Raw genomic sequence first — 19,480 nt, forward strand, 5'->3', positions numbered from 1 at the left:
CCCCCCGGAGTCCCGCCATGTTCTCGCGCCGCAATTTCCTTGCCACCGCCACGCTTGCCGGGCTGACTGCCCCGACGATATTGCGCGCCGAGGCCGGTTTCTTTCGCGATTTCCCGTTCAGCCTCGGCGTCGCCGCCGGCGATCCCGCAAGCGACGGTTTCGTCATCTGGACCCGCCTCGCGCCCGACCCGATGGCGCCGCACGGCGGCATGCCGCTGGTTCCGGTTCCGGTCGAATGGGAAGTCGCCGAGGACGGCGGCTTTCGCAAGGTCGTCGCGAACGGCACCGAACTGGCGCGCCCCGAGCTTGGCCACAGCGTCCATGTCGAGGTTGCCGGGCTGCAGCCCAGCCGCCCCTATTATTACCGCTTCACCGCTGGCGGCGAACGCAGCCTGCGCGGCCGCGCCCGCACGCTGCCCGCGGCCGGCGCGCGCACCGATCAGGTCAAGTTCGGGGTTTGCGGCTGCCAGCATTATGAATCGGGCTTCTATGGCGCCTATCGCCATCTTGCGCGCGAAGAGCTGGACTTCGTCTACCATTATGGCGACTTCATCTACGAATATCAGCAGGACTATCTTTACGACAGCGGCCTGCCGATCCGGCCGGTGCGCAAATATGCGCTCCGCGGGCTTCAGGATCTGAGCGATTTCCGCACCGCCTATACCCAGACGCTGCTCGACATCGACATGCAGGCGGCGCGTTCGGCGCACGGCTTCATCTCGACCTTCGACGACCATGAAATCCGCAACGACTGGGTATCGGTCTATGACGACTGGAAGATGGGCCTCGACGGCAACGATCCCGACGCCCCGCCGCCCGAAGTGTTCATGCTGCGCCGGCAGGCCGCCTTCCAGGCGTGGTATGAACATATGCCGGTGCGCAAGGCGCTGCTGCCGCGCGGCGGCTTCATCGCCGCGAACCGCGAATTCCGCTATGGCGACCTGATGGCGATGCAGGTGCTCGACACCCGCCAGCATCGCGACAACCAGCCGTGCGGCGACGGGTTCAAGCCCGCCTGCCCCGATGTCTTTGCAAAGAATGCGCAAATTCTCGGCAAGGCGCAGGAAGAGTGGCTCGCCAAAAATCTCGCGCAAGGCGGCGCGACGTGGAACGCGATCGCGCAGCAGGTGACGATGATGTCGCTCGACCGGCGGCGCAAGGCCGACGAGCCCGAAAAGATCGTCAACCTCGACAGCTGGGCGGGCTATGAGGCGCCGCGCGAACGCATTCTGTCGCGCTTCGCCGGTCTCAAGAACTGCGTCGTACTGACGGGCGACGAGCATCAGAATTTCTGCGGCGATCTGGTGCTCAAAGACAAGGTCGTCGGCGCAGAATTCGTCGCCACCTCGATCAGCAGCGGCGGCGACGGCAGCGATCTGCGCGCCGGCACCGACCAGTTTCTGAAGCTCAATCCCGAACTCAAATTCGCCAATGACCAGCGCGGCTATGTCGTGTGCGATGTGAACCGCGATGCGTGGCAGACGCACTTCATGGTCGTCGACAAGGTGACGGTGCCGCTAGGCACGCTGTCGAAACGCGCGACGGGCGTCGTCGACAACGGCATCGCCGGGATCAAGATGGCCTGACCGCGGCGGATACCCGTCGCTCAGTCGTTGGGGTCCTTGTATTTGAACGGATCATAGGGCGTCGGCTGCGTCGGCACCGGGAAGCGCGGCAGCGTCTTGTCGCTGTTCGCCGCCGTGACGAGCATCCCCGCCATCACGACCGAAGCCTGGCGCAAATCGTCGGCTTTCAGATGGTCGAAGGTGTCGGCGCTACTGTGGTGGGTGCGCGATCCATAATCGAGCGGATCCTGGATGAACTGAAACCCAGGCACGCCGACCGACTGCATATAGACATGATCGGTGCCGCCCGTCGGCCCCGCAACGACCTTGCCCGCGCCCATGCTCGCAAAGGGTGCGAGCCAGGATTGCAGAATCGGAACCGCGCCAACATTGCCCTCGGCATAGATGCCGCGCAGCTTGCCCGAGCCATTGTCCATGTTGAAATAGGCCTTGAGGTCGCCGTAACCGGGCTTTGGCGTGATCGGGTACCGGCTCGGCCAGCCATAATAGAGCGCGTTGCCGTCCTCGCCCTCGGTCGGGCCGGGGCGCGCCGCGAGATATTTGTCGACATAGGCGAGCGACCCGAGCAGCCCCTGCTCCTCCGCGCTCCACAGGACGAAGCGGATCGTGCGCTTGGGCCGGATGCCGAGCTTGCGAATGATGCGCGCGGCCTCCATCACGACGGCGCTGCCGGCGCCATTGTCGGTCGCGCCGTCGCCCGCCACCCAGCTGTCGAAATGTGCACCGGCCATGACATAGCCGGCCTTGAGGTCGGTCCCCGGAATTTCAGCGATAATATTATAGGCGCGCGTGTCGCTGTCGTCGTAACGGACGTTGGAATCGATCTCGAGCTGCGGCGGCGCCCCGCTTTTCGCGAGCCGTGCCAGGCGGCGATAATCCTCTGCGGCGAGTTCGATGCCGGGCAGCGTCGGCGAATGACCGACGCGGTAATTATAGCCCTCGCCATGGACGAGCTTGCCGTCGCGATAGGACTGCCGAACCATCGCCACCGCGCCTTCGGCCTTCAGAAAGGCATCGAGCTTTTCGGCAAACGTCACCCGCTCCAGTCGGCGATTGAGCGCATCGGGATCATATTTGGGCTGGCGAAATTCGTCGAGCTTGCCGATGTCGTCGCCGCTCAGGCGGCGAAAGGCCGGCTTGTCGGGTTCGTCGCCATCGCCCGGCAGCGATACGAGCACGATCTTGCCGGCGAGCTTGCCCTTCCATTCGGCGAAATGTTCTTCCTTCGACATCGGCGCGACGATGATCGGAGCGGTCACCGGTCCGTTGGTCGGCGGCGTCCAGGCAATCGGGATGGCGGTCAGCGCGAGCGAGCGCGGCGCGACCATGCGCGCGCTGACCGACAGGATTTCCCATCCGCGGCCGAATTCGAAGCCATCGCGGCGGACATTGGACAGGCCCCAGCCTTCGAACTTTCCGATCGCCCAGGCTTCGGCCCGGCGCATGGCGGGCGAATTGGTCAGGCGCGGACCGATACCGTCGGTCATTTCCTGTGCCGTCTGCATCACCTGGCTGCGATTATAGCCTTCGTCGATGATGCGATTGGTGTCGTCGCCGCTCTGTCCCGTCGCCGGCACGGCCAGACATGCTGCGCCGACCAGCAGCGCCGCCATCAAACCCCTGTTCATAAACGCGTCCCCTTCATTTCGTCCGTGGTTTCGGATGAAACCGGGTGCACCATGGCGAGGGTGCGATTGCAAGCATGATATGGCCGAACCGCCCCCGCCAACGCGCAATGAACTTGTCGCGCGGTTGTCACGCCGCCATCCTAGCGCGATGACCATGACTCGCCTGATGATCCTGATCGCCGCGCTTTGCTCGCTGGCCTCGCCCCATGTCCGCGCTACGGAAGCGAACGCCGAACAGCGCACGCCCGTCATCATCCTGATTTCGATCGACGGTTTCCGCGCCGACTATCTTGACCGCGGAATCACCCCCAATTTGTCGAAACTCGCCGCCGAGGGCGCGCGCGGCGCGCTCCGCCCTTCCTTCCCCACCAAGACCTTCCCCAACCATTATGCGATCGTCACCGGCAAACGCCCCGACACCAACGGCATCGTCGGCAACAACATGATCGACCCGCGGCGTCCCGCCGAACGCTTCAGCCTGGGCAATGCGAAGCAGGCGCTCGACCCCTTCTGGTGGGACGAGGCCGAACCCGCGTGGGTGACGGCGCAAAAGGCCGGGGTGCGAACGGCAACGATGTTCTGGCCGGGCAGCGAGGTCGCGATCCACGAGGTGCGTCCGGCCGATTGGCTGCGCTACGATGAAAATATCAGCAATGTGCAGCGCGTCAACGCGGTCCTCGACTGGTTGCGCCGCCCGCGCGCGATCCGCCCGGCCTTCGTGACGCTCTATTTCGACGCCGTCGATACTGCCGGGCATCATTTCGGCCCGGACTCGGCGGAACTCAATGCCGCGGTGACCGAGGTGGATGCCCGCATCGGCGACCTCTTGTCGGGGCTGAAAGACCTCGACCAGCCCGTTCGGCTTCTGGTCGTGGCCGATCATGGCATGCACGCGATCAGCGACGCGCGGATCGTCGACCTTGCCGACCTGATCGATTTGCCGAGCATCATAGCGGTGGAGACCGGCCCCTATGCCGCGATCGAACCCGCCGCCGGCACCGACGACCGGGTCTATGACGCACTGCTGAAGCCGCACGACCATATGACCTGCCGCCGCCGCGAGGATCTGCCCGAACGCCTTCACTATGGGCACAACCCGCGCGTTGCGGCGATCATCTGCATCGCGGAGAACGGCTGGACGATCGTCGCGGGCAAGCCGGCCTATCCGGTGATGGGCGGAGCGCATGGTTATGACAATGACGACCCCGACATGCGCGCCTTGTTCATCGCCTATGGCAGCGGCCTGCGCGGCGACGTCGGGCTGGTCGACAATATCGAGGTCTATCCGCTTCTGATGCGCCTGATCGGCGTCAAGCCGCTGCCGAACGATGCGCGCGGCGCGCTGCTCGAAAGTCTTGCGCCGCAACGCTGACCTGCGAAACGCGATCGGAACCGCGCGCGCCGGTTCCGCTATGCCCGATCAGTCGCGCAACACCGCCATCGCGCGGATCGACAGTTCGGGTGCGTTGACGATCTGGACGAGGTAGCGGCCCGGCGTCACGTCATATTCGACCATCTTGCGGATGCCCGAGCAGGCGGGGCCATGGCCGTGCGCCGCCGCCGGCTGCGCCTTGCCGTCGCGTACCAGATCGATCCAGGCGCCCGCGTCGAGCGCGATCACGAGTCGGCCGGCCCGTTTCACCTCGACCGGGATCATGCCGCCGAATTTGAACACATCCTGCCGCCGCTCGGGCGCGATCCAGTAGCGCAGGCTTTCAGCTTTATGGAGCAACAGGCCCGTTCGCGCCGCGCCGAGCGACGGCCAGTCGGCGGCGCGCGCCTCGCCATAGGCATAGATGGTCTTGGCCGAACTCATCCGCCCCCAATCGGCCAGATCGGGCGGCAGCGCGGGCTCGGCGGGACAATCGGCCACCGCCTTGACCTTGCGCGGCGCCTTGCCTGTCGCCGGCGCCGCCAGAATCACGGCAGCGCTCAACGCCGCACCTGCAAAGACCCGAAACCGCATCGCTCACCCTCCCGCGCCGGAATAACCGTCCGCGGCAATCTATACCGCCGCACGCGCTTTGTGGATGCCGGAAATCACACGCACGACCGGCCGCCGTCCGGTCAGTCGAAGCGTCCGCTGCGACCCGCCCCGCCGACAAAGCGTTCCGCCCCCTTTGCGGCTTCGGCGCGCAACGGCGCGGCGCCTTCGCGCCCTTCGAACCGGAGAGCGTCGGCAAGGTCGAAATCCCATTGGCGATAGGCCGACATGCGGTCGGTACGCATGCACAGCGCCGGAAAATGCGCGATCTCGGCGGCGAGCGCCTGCGCGGCCGCCAGCGCCTGCCCTTCCGCCACGACCCGGTTGGCAAGCCCGATTGCGAGCGCTTCGGCCGCATCGACCGGGCGCCCGGTCAGGATCATGTCGAGCGCGCGCCCCTGTCCCACGATGCGCGGCAGGCGGACCGTCCCGCCATCGATCAGCGGCACGCCCCACCGGCGGCAGAAGACGCCGAACACCGCGCTGGCGGACGCGACGCGCAGGTCGCACCACAGCGCGAGTTCAAGGCCGCCGGCAACCGCATAGCCTTCGACCGCCGCGATCGCCGGCTTGGAAAGCAACATGCGCGACGGCCCCATCGGCCCGACGCCTTCGGGTTGGTATCGCTCGTTGCCCGCGCCCACCGCCTTCAAATCGAAGCCTGCGCAAAAATGGCCCGACGCGCCGGTCAGCACCGCGACCGCGGCGCTGTCGTCGGCGTCGAAGTCGGCGAACGCCTGCCGCAACAGGTCGGCGGTGGCCGGGTCGACCGCGTTGCGGCAGTCGGGGCGGTCGATGGTGACGGTGCGCACCGCGCCGTCGTTGGTGATCCGTACGCTCATGCCGCGGGCATCGCGCGGTCGACGATGGCGCGCGCATCGACGGTTGCATCGAACGCGCCATAGGCGCTGCCACGCGGGCTCAGGCGAAGGCGGCAGAAGGCCTCGGCAATCGGACTATCCTGTCCGATCAGGACCGCGGACTGCGCCGCAAGCGCCAGCCGCTCGACGAGCAGCCGTGCCGTTCCCTCGTCGGCGCGCGTCAGGTCGATCGTCTCGACCCAGCGATCATAATGAGCGTCGCGCCCGCGCTGCGCCGCCAGAAAGTCCTGAAGCGCCGCCACTCCGTCGGGTTCGCGCGCGATGGCGCGCAGCACGTCGAGCGCGATGACATTGCCCGATCCTTCCCAAATCGCGTTGAGCGGCGATTGGCGGAACAGCCGCGGCATCGGCCCCGCCTCGACATATCCCGCGCCGCCATGCGCCTCCATCGCCTCGTAAACCAGCCCCGGCGCGCGTTTGCATACCCAATATTTGGCAATCGGCGTCAGCAGCCGCGTCAGCGCATCCTCTTCGTCGAACGCCTGCGCCAGCCGGAAGCCGAGCGCCGTCGCCGCCTCGCTTTCGACGGCAAGGTCGGCGAGCACCGCCGCCATTGCGGGCTGGTCGATCAGTCGTTTCTGAAAAGCCGACCGATGGGCCGTGTGCCACAGCGCCTGGGCAAGCGCGCCGCGCATCTGCTGCGCCGAACCGATCACGCAGTCGAGGCGCGTATGCTGGACCATCTGGATGATCGTCGCGACGCCGCGCCCTTCGGCGCCCAGCCTTTGGGCCAGCGCACCATGATATTCGATTTCGGACGAGGCGTTCGACCGGTCGCCCATCTTGTCCTTCAGGCGCATGACACGGAACCCCGCGTTGCGGCTGCCGTCGGGAAGCCAGCGCGGGACAAGAAAACAGGTCAGTCCACCTTCGGCGTAGGCGAGCGTCAGGAAGGCGTCGCACATCGGCGCCGAACAGAACCATTTATGCCCCGTCAGGCTGTACCAGCCCGCTTCGCCCGTCGGTTCAGCGCGCGTCGTGTTGGCGCGCACGTCGCTGCCGCCCTGCTTCTCGGTCATCGCCATGCCGATCGTGACGCCCGCTTTCTCCGCCGCCGGGCGGAAGGCCGGATCGTAGCGGCCCGCCGCGATGCGCGGCACCCAGACGTCGGCGACCGCCTGCTCGGCTCGCAGCGCCGGCACGGCGGCATAGGTCATGGTCATCGGACAGCTTGTGCCCGAATCGGCCTGCCCGGTCAGGAAGAGGATCGCCGCGTGGAGCGTATGGCCGCGTGCGCTGCCGTCCCACGCCGATGCCGCAAAGCCGCTATCGAGCCCGAGCCGCATCAGGTCGTGATAGGCGGGATGAAAGCGCACCTCGTCGACGCGGTGGCCATAGCGGTCATAGGTTTCGAGCACGGGGGGCTGGCGGTTTGCCTCGACGCCCCATTCAATCACCTCGGCCGAACCACAGCGCTGCCCGAGCGCGGCGAGCCGGGCGCCATGCTCGCCCGCGCCTGCGCTGTTCACCGCATCGACCAGCGCCCGGTCGCCGGTAAACAGGTTCCTGTTTTCGAACGGCGGCGCCTGGTTGAACACATCATGGGTGTCGAGCCGGTCGATCGGCTGAAGTGCGGTCATGCTTCGTCTCCTCAATCGTCGGCGGGCAGGCGCTTCGACACCTGGCTCGCGATCGGATCGCCGCTGTCGCGTTCGGCCACCGCCTGCTTGAAGCCGACCTCCTGCGCGCGGTCGCGGAACCATATGCCCTCGGGCGAATGGCGCGATACCCCGTCGAACAGCGTCGCGAACATCTGGGTATTGTTGAGCCCCATATTGTCATAGGCTTGATTGACCACCGTCTTGGTCATCATCAGCTGGTTGCGCGGAACCCCGCGCAGCCGCCCGACGAGCCGCTCGACCGCATCGTCGAGTTCGGCCTCGGGCACCGCTTCGAGCGCCAGCCCGATCCGTTCGGCTTCGCGCCCGTCGATCAGGTCGCCCGTCATCATCATGCGCTTCGCCATCTGCGGCCCCAGACGATAGACCCACATCGCCGGGGTCGGCACGCCCCAGACGCGCGCAGGGGGATAACCGATGCGCGCATCGTCGGCCATGATCAGAAAGTCGCAGCACAGCGCGATGTCGGACCCGCCGGCAACCGCGGCGCCATGAACGCGCGCGATTGTGGGCTTGGTCGCGCGCCACAGTGCCATGAAGTCCTGCGTATTGCGCCACATCATCTGGAAATCGAGCGTCGGATCCCACGGCATATCCTGCGACCCGCTGATCTCGCCCTTGCGTTCGGCATAATGTTTGAGGTCGTATCCGCCGCAAAAGCCGGGCCCCGCGCCGCGTACGACGATGACATGGACGTCCGCATCGGCCTCCGCCCGTTCGACCGCGGCGCGGATCTCACGCGGCATACCGTGCGCGATCGCGTTGAAATGTTCGGGACGGTTGAGCGTGATCGTCGCCACCCGGTTTTCGGCGGCATAGGACAGGGTCTGATAGGTTGTCATGGGGTCTCCTCAGGGCAGCAGGCGGCGCCGTTTGCGATGGCGGCTTCGATCTCTTCGGCGGTGAGGCCGGCCGCGGCGAGCACCATCCGGCTGTGTTCACCGACGCGCGGCGCATGCGCCTCGAACCCCGGCCGCGCGCCGTCGAAGCGCGCCACGGGCCGGGTCCGGCGCACCGCACCGGCCTGCGGGTGGTCGGTCAGCGCGACGAAGCCGTCATGGACGATCTGGGCGTGACCGGGCAGCGCCGCCGACCGGTTGGCGACGCCGCACGGTACGCCCGCGTCGGCCAGCCGGGCCACCGCCTCGCGCGTGGTCAACGCGGCAATGCGCGGCGCCGAGATCGCGCGCAGATCGTCCCAGTTGAGGAATCGCGTCGTCATGTCGGCAAAGCGCGGATCGGCGAGCAATTCGGGCGCCTCGATCGCGCGCGCCCAGCCTTCGAATTCCGATTGCGACAGCATGACAACGACGATCCAGCCGTCGCCGGTCGCCCAAGGGCGATAGACGGCGGCGATGTCGGGCATGCGCGAGGTGGCATCGGGAAAGGCCTGCGCCCCGTGGAGGTCGATCCAGCCATAAGCGACCGCGGCCTCCAGCATCGAAATATCGACGACCGCCCCCTTTCCGCTGCGCGCCCGTGCGACGAGCGCGGCGGTCGCCGCCTGCGCCGCGTAGAGGCCCGCGGTCTTGTCGCAAATCCATTGCGGGGCGAGCAGCGGGCCTTCGGCGGTCCAGCTGACCATCCCCGATTCGGCCTGCACAATCGGATCATAGGCGCGCCCGGCCGCCATCGGCCCGTCCTGACCGAAGCCGCTGATCCGCGCGATGACCAGATCGGGGCGCAGCGCGTGCAGCGCCGGGGTGCCAAGCCCCAACCGCTCCATCACACCGGGCCGGAAATTATGGATGAGGAGATCGGCCTGCGGCACCAGGCGGCGCAGCAGCGCCTGCCCATCCGCGCGCGAAAGATCGATCGCGACCGATTGCTTGTCGGCGTTGAGCGCGACATGCGCCGAGCTGAACCCCGGCGCGGCGACCGCGCCGAGCAGGCGCGCGCGATCGCCTTCGGGCGGCTCGACCTTCCATACGCGGGCGCCCTGCTGTGCCATGATCTGCGTCGCCAGCGGCCCCGCGACAACGCTGGTAAGATCGATTACGGTCACGCCGTCGAGGGGCAGCATCTTCCTCTCCCATCTTATTTGTTGCATATATTGTCGGATATGGACACAGAACGCAATATAGTAAACTCGGCCGATGCCGGAGGGATGAGCGCGCGGATGCTCATTCTCGATCTGCTCGACACCGGCGCTCCGCCGGCGTTCACCGTCGCCGAACTGGTGCGCGCCGGCGCGGCCTTCGGGATCGAGGCGCCGGGCATCCGGACGGCGTTGACGCGCCTCAAGTCGGAAGGTCGGGTTCAAGCGATCGCGCGCGGCCGCTATACGATCGGCGCGAATGCGGAGGTGTTGAAGCAGCGGATCCTCGGTTGGCGCACCCGGATCGATCGGCGGCAGCCCTGGGAGGGACGCTGGCTCGTCGCGGTCGCGGGGCCGCAGGAGCGCGCAGACCGCACCATCTGGCGCCGGACTCTGCGCGCGCTTGATCTTGAAGGATTTGCCGAGGCCGACGCCAATATCTGGGTGCGCCCCGACAATCTGGAGCGTGGGGCCGCGGGGATGCGGCAAGATTTGATTGAACTCGACGCCGCGCCATCGCTGTTCGTTGCCGAAGCGAGCGGGCTGGACGCCGCCCGCGACGCCCGCTTCCGGACCTTGTGGCAGGGCGAAGCCCTGCGCGCCTCGCACCAGCGGCTCGCCCACCGTCTCGACGAGAGTGCGGTGGGCATCGACGAAAGCCGGCTGCCCGCGGCGGCGGCCGAAACGCTGCTCCTGGGGCGGCAGGCCATCCGCGCCATCATGCGCGATCCGCTGCTACCCGAAACGCTTTGTCCAAGCGATGCGCTCGCCGCGCTGATTGCGGCGATGACGCGCTACGACCGCTTGGGCAAGCGCATCTGGGCGCGCTATCTCGAAAGCTGATCGGTCGCGGCGCGGAAAACGAACGCCGGCGGATGCGGGGCGAGCGGCGCTCCGGCGCCGCCCACCCCGCCCTTCGGCGGCTTAGTGGCGCGCGAGTTCGTCGCGGCCCACGACCATATAGTGGACCTCGTCGGGGCCGTCCGCAAAGCGCAGATGGCGCACATCGGCATAAAGCTCGGCGAGCGGCGTCCAGTGCGAGATGCCGGTCGCGCCGTGGATCTGGATCGCCTGATCAATAATCTGGCACACGCGCTCGGGGATCATCGCCTTCGCCATGCTGACCCAGACACGTGCTTCACGATTGCCGAGCAGGTCCATCGCCTTCGCGGCCTTCAGCACGATCAGGCGCATCGCCTCGATATCGCAGCGCGCCCGCGCAATGACTTCCAGATTCTTCCCGAGCTGCGACAGCGGCCGGCCGAAGGCGGTCCGCGAATTGCCGCGCTTGACCATCAGGTCGAGTGCGACCTCGGCCTTGCCGATGGTGCGCATGCAATGGTGAATGCGGCCCGGCCCGAGGCGCATCTGCGAAATCTCGAATCCGCGCCCCTCGCCGAGCAGGATGTTATCGCGCGGCACGCGGACATTTTCGAACCGCATATGCATATGCCCCTGCGGCGCATGGTCGGCGCCGAACACCCGCATCGGCCCGAGCACCTGCACCCCCGGCGTGTCCATCGGCACCAGGATTTGCGAATGCTGCGCCTTGCGCGGCGCCTCCGGGTTGGTCTTGACCATACAGATCAGGATCTTGCAGCGCGGATCGCCGGCGCCACTGATGAAATATTTCTCGCCATTGATGACCCATTCGTCGCCCTCGAGCGTCGCGCTGGTTTCCAGATTGCTCGCGTCCGACGAGGCAACGCCGGGTTCGGTCATCACATAGGCGGAGCGGATTTCGCCGTTGAGGAGCGGCTTCAGCCAGCGATCCTTCTGTTCGGGCGTGCCGACCATTTCCAGCACTTCCATATTGCCGGTGTCGGGCGCCGAACAGTTGAGCGATTCGGATGCCAGCGGCGATTTGCCGAGTTCGGCCGCAATATAGGCATAATCGAGGTTGGTGAGCGGGGTTCCCGTATCGCCGTGGGGCAGGAAGAAATTCCACAGCCCTGCCGCCTTCGCCTTGGCCTTCGCGCCTTCAAGCAGCTCCAGCTGCCCCGGCGCCCAGCTCCAGCGGTCGGCGCGCCCTTCGCCCAAGCGGAAAAACTCCTCGGTGATCGGATCGACATTTTCGGCGATGTGGCGCTTCACCGCATCGAACAGCGGCTGCGCCTCCTTTGACATTCTAAGGTCGTTGAGTTCGGCTTCGAGTTCGATCGGCGTCATCGCTATTCTCCTTGGTTGGGGCCAAGGCTAGTGCCCCTGCGGCATCAGGAAAAATGATAACTTCGAATAAAGTCTATTCGCCTGAGGAATAGGCGCCTATTCTTCGCGCATCACCTCGAGGATGATCGCGCGCAGCCAAGCGAGGCCGACATCCGCCTGAACCGCGCGATGCCAATAGAGATAGCTGCTGCTCTGTGCGACCGCGATCGGCAGGTCGAACAACTGCATCGGCCAGATGTCCTGCAGCATGCGGACATGGCTGCGCGGAAGCGTGCAGAGCATGTCGGTCTTCGCCACGATCTGCCAAGCGGTGATCGCATGCTGGCAGCGCACCGCGACGCGGCGCTGCAAGCCGAGCCGCGCCAGCGCGATATCCTCGATCCCCGGCCCGTGCGGACGCGGCGTCGCGAACACATGATCGAGCGCGAGATAGCGGTCGAGGTCGAGCGCCCCTGCGATGCGGTCGTTGCCGATCCGCGCCGCCACCAGCAGCGGCTCGACGCCGAGCGGCTCGCGGCACAGCCGGTCCTCGACGGGCAGGTCGACGTCGATCGCGACGTCGAGATCGCCGTTGGCCAGCGCAGCGACCAGATCGCGGCGCCGAAAGGCGGTCGATATCAGGCGGACGTGCGGTGCATCCGCAAGCACGCGCGAGGCCAGCGCAGGAAAGCGGGACATCTCGCCCGCCAGCCTTATCCCGATGCGAAACTCGCGCGTCGATTGTGCGGGATCGAAGCTCCCCGCCCCGTCGAGCGCCGCGACCAGTTCGCGCAGCGCCGTATGGATCGGTTCGGCGACCGCTCGCGCGGTCCCGGTGGGGACGAGGCGATTGCCCTGACGGATGAACAAGGGATCGTCCAGCATCGCGCGCAGCTTGGCCAGCGCATGGCTGATCGCGGGCTGCGACAGATTGAGGTGCGACGCGGCGGCCGACACGCCGCCCTTGGTATAGATGGCGTCGAATATCTGGAGCAGGTTGAGGTCGAGCCGCGGCAGGCGCTTCATATCGGCTTCCTATCGGCCTTGCTTCGGCGGCGCCATGCGGTCAGGCCGGTGCCAGCGCCGCGCGGACGAAATCGACCGACCCCGACGGCGCCGCCAGCCGGTCGGCGCCGAGCAGGCGGTTCCAATAGCTTTCCGATCCGTCGGCGAGGCGCCAGGCCTGCAGGCGGCGCGTATAGAGCTGAAGATCATATTCCTCGCTGATGCCGATCGCGCCATGAACCGCATGCGCGATCGCCGCGACCCGCGCGGCGGCGCTGCTTGCAACCGATTTGGCGGTCGCGGCCGCCGCGAGCGCAGGCGGGAAAGACCCCGCGCCGCCGATATGCGCGGCAATGCGCGCCGCGACCATATCCTCCGCCATCACGGCAAGCTGCTGTTGCAGCGCCTGCTGCTTGCCGATCGGCTTGCCGAACTGAATACGCTCGTTCGCATAGCCCGCGGTCATCGTGGTCAGCCGGTCGGCGGCGCCCGCGATCAGCGCGGCGCGCAGCACCGCCACCGCGCGGCGCAATCCGCCGGGGACTATCGGCCCCACCGGCGCTGCGGCTTCGCTATCCCAGCGCACCGATGCCGCGAGTTCCCCCGCGCCGCCATCCGCTTGGCCCGGCACGGCGGCAAGATAGAGATTACCCTCCCATTCGACGAGCAGATGTCGCGCCAGCGCCGCACCGATCACCCGCCCGGCGGCGCCCGGCGCCTGCGCGGAGATCGCGATCGGTCCATCGGGCGCGGCCCTTCCCGCTTGCGCGAGCAGCGCGCGCGCAATCATCGTTTCGCCGACCGGACAGGGTACCGCATGGCGGCCGAGGACCAGCCACAGCGGGACGATATCGGCGAAGGACAGCCCCGCACCGCCCGCGTCTTCAAGAACCAGCGCATCGAGAAAGCCCGAGGCCGCGAGTTCCGACCACGCCGTGTCGTCCGCTTCGCCGCGCTCCGCCGCGCGTACCGCGGCGGGCGTGAAAAGCGCGGCGATCATCCGTTCGAAAGGGTCGAGGAAATCGGTCATCCGTTAAGTCTCCTCACCGAAGGCCCATGCCGCGGGCGATGATGCCGCGCAATATTTCGCGGGTGCCGCCGCGCAGCGAAAAGCTGGGCGCGACATGCGTGACATAGGTCAGCGTGCGGTAAAGCTCGTCCGAGACGGGTTCATCGGGATGCGCGGCAAGGTCGTCGCCGATCGCGACCGGAAGCTGCTGCTCGAACGCCGTCCCCAGATCCTTGACCAGCGATGCCTCGACCACCGGGCTTTCGCCCGCCGCAAGCCGCGCGGTGCAGGCGATCGACATCGCGCGCAGCGTCGCGAGCCGCGCGGTGAAATCGCCCACCAGCGCGCGCACCGCCACATCGTCTCGCCCGACATGCTGTAAATGCCGCACCCAGGCATCCAGAAGCACGACGCTCGAATAGATGCGCTCGGGGCCGCTGCGCTCGAAGGCGAGCTCGGCGGTGACCTGCTTCCACCCCTCGCCTTCGGCGCCGATCAGCGCGTCGGCGGGCAGATCGACATCTTCGAAGAATATTTCGCAGAAGTGCGCGTCGCCGGTCAGATCGACGATCGGACGGATGGTGATCCCCGGCGCCTTCAGGTCGATGATAAGCTGCGACAGCCCGGCATGGCGATCCTCAGCGCTTCCCGCGGTGCGGAGCAGCGCGATCATATAGTCGCAGTGCATCGCGCCGGTCGTCCATATCTTCTGCCCGTTGACCCGCCAGCCGCCCGCGGTGCGCTCGGCGCGGGTGCGAACGCTCGCAAGGTCCGATCCCGATCCCGGCTCGCTCATCCCGATGCAGAAGAACAATTCGCCGCGGCAAATGCGCGGCAAATAAAATTGGCGCTGCGCCTCGGTCCCGTAATTCAGGATCAGCGGCGCGCTTTGCCGGTCGGCGATCCAGTGCGCCGCCACCGGCGCGCCGGCCGACAGCAATTCCTCGACGACGACGAACCGCGCGAACGGGCCGCGCTCGCCGCCGCCATAGGCTTTGGGAAGCGTCAGGCCGAGCAGCCCTGCGGCGCCCAGCTTGCGGCTGAAATCGGCATCGAAGCCCTGCCACGACCGGGCGCGGACGTCGGCGGGCCGCGCCGCCGTCGCCGCCTCGGCGAGCGCGCGGACGCGGCTGCGCAGCGCCTCATCCTCGGGCGGCAGGCTGCTCGGTTCCAGCGTGTCGAACACAATAGTCTCTCCCGCACCGACTCTGCAAAATCGCGTAGCCGCCCTCTCCTGCCGCGAAAATCGCGGCGCGTCACCTGCAGGAATTGATGGGGCGCGCGATCAGAGCGAGAGGCCCCCGTCGACGATCAGCGTATGACCGGTGACATAGGAGGCAAGCGGCGAGGCAAGAAAGATCGCCGCCCCCGCCATGTCCTCGGGCGTTCCCATCCGTCGCTGCGGGATATGCGCGAGTGCGCCCTCCAGCCGGTCGGGATTCTGCGTCGTCACCTTGGTCAGCTTGGTATCGACCAGCCCCGGCGCGAGGCCGTTTACGCGGATACCGTCGGCGGCGAAGGCCTGCCCCAGCGTCTTGGTCAGGCTGATCGCCCCGGCCTTCGACGCGGCATAGGCGGGATTGCCGATATTCGCCTTCAGCCCCGAAATCGAACTGACGATGACGATCGATCCGGCGCTTTGCGACAGCTGCGCGCGGAACTTGCGCGATATATGCATCAGGCTGTCGAGGTTGACCGCCATCACCCGGTCCCATCCCTCGCGCTCGAACTCGCCGCGCCGATAGACCACCGTGCCCTGGCACAGGATCAGCACGTCGAGCCGGTCGAACGGCATCGCCGCCGCCTCGATCGCGTCGGGGTCGCCGACATCGACGCAGCTATAGCCGAGCCCCGCAAGATCGGAGCCATCGTCCGGGTCATAATCGGCCGCCTGCGCGCGCGTCCCCCAGACATGGACCGCCGCGCCGCGCGCGCGAAAGCCATGGGCGATGCCGTTGCCGATCCCGCTCGATCCGCCAACCACCAGCACCGCCTTTCCGGTGAAGTCGGTATCGTCCGTCATGCTGATCCTTTTGGGCTAGGCGGCACGCGGGATCGACGGATCGCCCGCGCCGGCCGGCGCCGCATCCCGTCCCCGCCGCACGAGCCGGCCGGGCAGCACGCCCGTCGGCTGCCCGTCGCGATAGGTGACCGAGCCCGATACGATCGTCGCGACATAGCCGTCGGCGGCCTGATGCATGCGCTTCCCGCCCGCGGGCAGATCGTAACGGATCGTCGGAACATGCAGGCGCAAGGCGTTGAAATCGATGATGTTGAGATCGGCCTTCATCCCCTCGGCGATCCGGCCGCGGTCGGTCATGCCGACGGTCGCGGCGGGACGCGCGGTCAGCTCGGCGATGGCGTCGGCGAGCGCGATCCGGTCGCCGGGATCGGCATCGCGGACCCAGCGCTGGAGAAAATAGGTCGGAAAGCTCGCGTCGCAGATCAAGCCATAATGCGCGCCGCCGTCAGCCAGCGCCATCACCGTATCGGGATGACCCAGCATTTCGCGCACCGCGTTCAGATTGCCCTCCGAATAATTGGCGGCGGGCAGATAGAAGAGCCGCCGCCCCTCATCCTTCAGCAGCAGCTCATAGGCGAATTCGGCAACCGACTTGCCCGCCGCCGCGGCGCGCGCCTCGATCCGCGTCTCGCGCTGCGGTTCGTAGTCGGGACCGTCGGTCCATTCATGCGCGGCGCGGAACGCATCGATCAGTGCCAGCGTCACCGGATTGCTGTCCTCGGCCGTCTCGCCGAGCAGGCGCGCGCGGAAGGCCGGATCGCGCATCGCCGCCACGCGCTCGGCCAGCGGGCGGTCGGCGATCGCCTTGTAGCTCGGGTGCGAGCTGAACGGATGGAGGCTGAGGTCGAGGCCAAAGAACATGCCGACCGGACGCGGCGCGACCTGACCGCGCATCTGCAACCCGTCGCGGCGCGCCTGTTCGAGCCCCGCGAGCATCGATCGCCACCCCGCCCCCGGCTGGTTGGGCACGTCGAGCAGGGTGAAGGACAAGGGGCGCCGTCCATGTTCGGCAAGCGCGCGCAGCAAGGCGAATTCGCTCTCGGCATCATTGGCCGGTGCCGGGATGATCTGGAACACCCCTGCATCGGCATCGCCAAGGCCGTCCATCAGCGCGCGCAGCTCGTCGGCTTCGGAATAAAGGCTCGGCGCCAGTTCGCCCGCCTTGGTCCGGTGCATCATGTTGCGCGACGTCGTGACCCCGAAGGCTCCGGCGGCGACGGCATCGGCGACCAGCGCGCGCATCTGCGCCAGATCGTCGGCGGTCGGGGCCTCGTGCTGCGCGCCGCGCTCGCCCATCACGAAGATGCGCAGCGCCGAATGCGGCACCTGCGCCGCGATATCGATGTCGAGTTCGCGCGCATCGAGCGCGTCGAGATAGTCGGGGAAACTCTCCCAATTCCATGGCAGCCCGTCGACCATCACGACCTCGGGAATATCCTCGACCCCCTCCATCAGCTTGACGAGCATGTCGCGCTGGTGCGGCCGGCACGGCGCGAAGCCGACGCCGCAATTGCCCATCAGCACCGTCGTCACGCCATGATTCGAGGAGGGCGCCATGCGTGTCTCCCACGTCGCCTGCCCGTCATAATGGGTGTGAATGTCGATGAAGCCTGGGGTTACGATGCGGTCGCTGGCATCGATCTCCTCGGCCCCGCGGCCCGTTATCTGCCCGATTGCGGCGATTTTTCCGCCGCGAAGGCCGATGTCGCCGACGAAGGGCGCGGTGCCGCTCCCGTCAAAAACCAGCCCGCCGCGCACGACCAGATCGAAGTCCATAAGCCTCTCCTCGCAGCGCGCCGGCCTCGTCCGGGCGGGTCGTCGCTTGCCTTGCCGCTTTCAGCCATCCGCGAAACCGCACCCGATTGCAAGCGAGGCCGGGCGAACACCGCCCGCGATTTGCGTGGCAAGGCGGGGGCGGTTCGTGTTAGCCTTCGCCGCGACGGGAGGGACCACCATGTCGAACATCCGGATGCTGTTGGGTTTGTCACTGGCCGCGCTGCCGCTTGCCGGTCCGGCGCAGAGCGCGGCGCAGGGTACGGCGCAGCCGCGCCTGACCAGGGAACAGAGCATCCAGTTGTTCGAAGCTGCGGGTTTCCGGGTCGAAAACGGGCGCGCGATCAACCGCTGCGGCGGCGCGTCGAACCCGCGCGTCGCCTTTGCCGATCTCAACGGCGACGGGCGGGCGGAGGCGCATGTCGCCGATGTCGATCCCAAATGCTATGGCAAGCCCGGCGCCTATTTTGCGGTGCTGATGCTCGGCACCGACGGGCGCTGGCGCCGTCTGATCGCCGAGGATGGCATCGTCGGCTTCGCCAAGACGCGCACCGGCGGCTGGCGCGACCTGACGCTCGAGGCGCGCTATTCGGCCTGCCCCGGCACGCGCCATTTCGCGGGCGGCAGCTATGGCGCGCCGACGGCGTGCAGCCAGGACGGGAAGGCCGCTGCCACCCCGGCAAGCGCCGCGCCGCCGCGTAGCGGCCCGATGCCGATTTCGCGCGACTATCTGTTCGATTGGGACGGCTCGCAAACCCCCGAAGCCAAGGCGATCCCGGCGACCGAGCGCCTCGCGCTGTTTCGCGCCGCCGAAATCAAGCCGGTCAAGGGCGGCCGCTGGACAGCCTGCACCGACGACGACAGCGGCCATTCGGAGGCGCAGGTCGATTTTATCGGCGACGTCAACGGCGACGGCCGACCCGAAGCGATGATCCACGACAATGGCATCTTCTGCAACGGATCGGCCGGCGTCAATTCGATCGTCCTGACCAAAACGCCGGCGGGAAGCTGGAAGGTGATGCTGACCACCCAGGGCTTCGCAAACTTCCTCAAAAGCCACGGCGTCGACAATTATCCCGATATCCAGGTCGGCCTTCCCGGCTTCTGTTTCCCCTATCTGCGCTGGAACGGCCGCGAATATGATCTCGCCGCTCGGTTCGACGACAACGGCAAGCCCTGCAAGCCGTTCTGATCGCGGCGTTCAGCCTGCGCCGAACAGTCCCGCGGTCTGAGCCAGAACCCACAGGCCGATCACCAGGAACAGCGCCGCAGCGATCATGCGGACCTTGTTCAGATCGACGCGCTTGAGCAGTTCGTGGCCAAGGAAGATTGCGGGCACATTGGCGATCATCATCCCCAGCGTCGTACCCGCCGTCACGGTGAAGACATCGTGGAAGCGCGCGCCGAGCGCGATCGTCGCGACCTGCGTCTTGTCGCCCATCTCGACGAGGAAGAAGGCGACGAGCGTCGTCATGAACGCGCCTGCATGCGATTTGGGCGCATCATCATCCTCGAACTTGTCCGGAATCAGCGTCCACGCCGCCATCGCGACGAACGAGGCGCCAATGACATAGCGGAAGATATCGCTGTCGAGGAACGCCGCCGCCTGCGCCCCCAGCAGCGCGGCGAGCGCATGATTGGCGAGCGTTGCGACCAAAATGCCGAGGATGATCGGAAGCGGCCGTTTGAAGCGCGTCGCGAGCAGAATCGCGAGGAGTTGCGTCTTGTCGCCGATCTCGGCGAGCGCGACGACCGCGGTCGAGGTGAACAAGGCTTCCATGAGTTA

17 protein-coding genes are annotated in these 19,480 nt (G+C 67.1%); 4 read left to right on the top strand and 13 right to left on the bottom strand.

Annotated elements, in window-relative coordinates:
* Window positions 1-17: 17 nt before the first annotated feature.
* A complete protein-coding gene (locus tag EBMC1_RS10300; protein WP_003044672.1) occupies window positions 18-1,586 on the top strand; it encodes an alkaline phosphatase D family protein in 1,569 nt (522 codons plus the stop codon).
* 20 nt (window positions 1,587-1,606) lie between these two features.
* On the opposite strand, the gene EBMC1_RS10305 is transcribed toward EBMC1_RS10300, so the two are convergent.
* Complete coding sequence (locus EBMC1_RS10305; RefSeq protein ID WP_003044673.1) at window positions 1,607-3,214, bottom strand: M20/M25/M40 family metallo-hydrolase; 1,608 nt, start codon at window positions 3,212-3,214, stop codon at window positions 1,607-1,609.
* Window positions 3,215-3,362: 148 nt separating this feature from the next.
* Here EBMC1_RS10305 and EBMC1_RS10310 point away from each other — a divergent pair, with 148 nt between their 5' ends.
* Window positions 3,363-4,586, top strand: coding sequence for an alkaline phosphatase family protein (locus EBMC1_RS10310; protein WP_040590120.1), 1,224 nt, complete (start codon window positions 3,363-3,365; stop codon window positions 4,584-4,586).
* Window positions 4,587-4,634: 48 nt separating this feature from the next.
* On the opposite strand, the gene EBMC1_RS17835 is transcribed toward EBMC1_RS10310, so the two are convergent.
* The 5 genes from EBMC1_RS17835 to EBMC1_RS10335 form a co-directional block, all read right to left on the bottom strand.
* Window positions 4,635-5,150 carry a hypothetical protein gene (locus EBMC1_RS17835; protein ID WP_051066396.1) on the bottom strand — a complete coding sequence of 172 codons (516 nt, stop codon included), beginning with the start codon at window positions 5,148-5,150 and terminating at the stop codon, window positions 4,635-4,637.
* A 131-nt stretch (window positions 5,151-5,281) separates the two neighbouring features.
* Window positions 5,282-6,040 carry a crotonase/enoyl-CoA hydratase family protein gene (locus EBMC1_RS10320; protein WP_003044679.1) on the bottom strand — a complete coding sequence of 253 codons (759 nt, stop codon included), beginning with the start codon at window positions 6,038-6,040 and terminating at the stop codon, window positions 5,282-5,284.
* Window positions 6,037-7,659, bottom strand: coding sequence for an acyl-CoA dehydrogenase family protein (locus EBMC1_RS10325; protein WP_003044681.1), 1,623 nt, complete (start codon window positions 7,657-7,659; stop codon window positions 6,037-6,039). The genes EBMC1_RS10320 and EBMC1_RS10325 overlap by 4 nt, the downstream gene beginning before the upstream one ends.
* 11 nt (window positions 7,660-7,670) lie before the next feature.
* Window positions 7,671-8,540 (bottom strand): crotonase/enoyl-CoA hydratase family protein, encoded by an 870-nt coding sequence (locus EBMC1_RS10330; protein WP_003044683.1) that lies wholly within the window; start codon window positions 8,538-8,540, stop codon window positions 7,671-7,673.
* Complete coding sequence (locus tag EBMC1_RS10335) at window positions 8,537-9,721, bottom strand: CaiB/BaiF CoA transferase family protein (protein WP_003044685.1); 1,185 nt, start codon at window positions 9,719-9,721, stop codon at window positions 8,537-8,539. The genes EBMC1_RS10330 and EBMC1_RS10335 overlap by 4 nt, the downstream gene beginning before the upstream one ends.
* 39 nt (window positions 9,722-9,760) lie before the next feature.
* Between EBMC1_RS10335 and EBMC1_RS10340 the strand changes: the two genes are divergently transcribed.
* Window positions 9,761-10,579: a hypothetical protein gene (locus tag EBMC1_RS10340; protein WP_040590043.1), complete on the top strand. Its 819-nt coding sequence runs from the start codon at window positions 9,761-9,763 to the stop codon at window positions 10,577-10,579.
* Between the two features lie 81 nt (window positions 10,580-10,660).
* On the opposite strand, the gene EBMC1_RS10345 is transcribed toward EBMC1_RS10340, so the two are convergent.
* The 6 genes from EBMC1_RS10345 to EBMC1_RS10370 all read right to left on the bottom strand — a co-directional run bounded on the left by EBMC1_RS10345 (window position 10,661) and on the right by EBMC1_RS10370 (window position 17,697).
* Window positions 10,661-11,905, bottom strand: coding sequence for an acyl-CoA dehydrogenase family protein (locus EBMC1_RS10345; protein ID WP_003044690.1), 1,245 nt, complete (start codon window positions 11,903-11,905; stop codon window positions 10,661-10,663).
* Between the two features lie 96 nt (window positions 11,906-12,001).
* Window positions 12,002-12,910, bottom strand: coding sequence for a LysR family transcriptional regulator (locus EBMC1_RS10350; RefSeq protein ID WP_003044692.1), 909 nt, complete (start codon window positions 12,908-12,910; stop codon window positions 12,002-12,004).
* Window positions 12,911-12,950: 40 nt separating this feature from the next.
* A complete protein-coding gene (locus tag EBMC1_RS10355; RefSeq protein ID WP_003044696.1) occupies window positions 12,951-13,919 on the bottom strand; it encodes an acyl-CoA dehydrogenase family protein in 969 nt (322 codons plus the stop codon).
* Between the two features lie 13 nt (window positions 13,920-13,932).
* Entirely contained in the window at window positions 13,933-15,084 is a 1,152-nt protein-coding gene (locus EBMC1_RS10360) for an acyl-CoA dehydrogenase family protein (protein ID WP_003044698.1), read from the bottom strand.
* A gap of 99 nt (window positions 15,085-15,183) precedes the next feature.
* Window positions 15,184-15,921 (bottom strand): SDR family NAD(P)-dependent oxidoreductase, encoded by a 738-nt coding sequence (locus EBMC1_RS10365; protein ID WP_003044701.1) that lies wholly within the window; start codon window positions 15,919-15,921, stop codon window positions 15,184-15,186.
* A 15-nt stretch (window positions 15,922-15,936) separates the two neighbouring features.
* Window positions 15,937-17,697, bottom strand: a complete 1,761-nt coding sequence (locus EBMC1_RS10370) for an N-acyl-D-amino-acid deacylase family protein (RefSeq protein WP_003044704.1) — start codon at window positions 17,695-17,697, stop codon at window positions 15,937-15,939.
* A 178-nt stretch (window positions 17,698-17,875) separates the two neighbouring features.
* Between EBMC1_RS10370 and EBMC1_RS10375 the strand changes: the two genes are divergently transcribed.
* Window positions 17,876-18,886, top strand: coding sequence for a hypothetical protein (locus EBMC1_RS10375; protein ID WP_003044707.1), 1,011 nt, complete (start codon window positions 17,876-17,878; stop codon window positions 18,884-18,886).
* Window positions 18,887-18,895: 9 nt separating this feature from the next.
* Here the strand turns inward: EBMC1_RS10375 and EBMC1_RS10380 are convergent, their stop codons facing one another.
* Window positions 18,896-19,474, bottom strand: a complete 579-nt coding sequence (locus tag EBMC1_RS10380; protein ID WP_003044711.1) for a TMEM165/GDT1 family protein — start codon at window positions 19,472-19,474, stop codon at window positions 18,896-18,898.
* Window positions 19,475-19,480 lie beyond the last annotated feature (6 nt).

Origin of the sequence: Sphingopyxis sp. MC1, from assembly GCF_000371385.1 — a bacterium.
Lineage (GTDB): Bacteria > Pseudomonadota > Alphaproteobacteria > Sphingomonadales > Sphingomonadaceae > Sphingopyxis > Sphingopyxis terrae.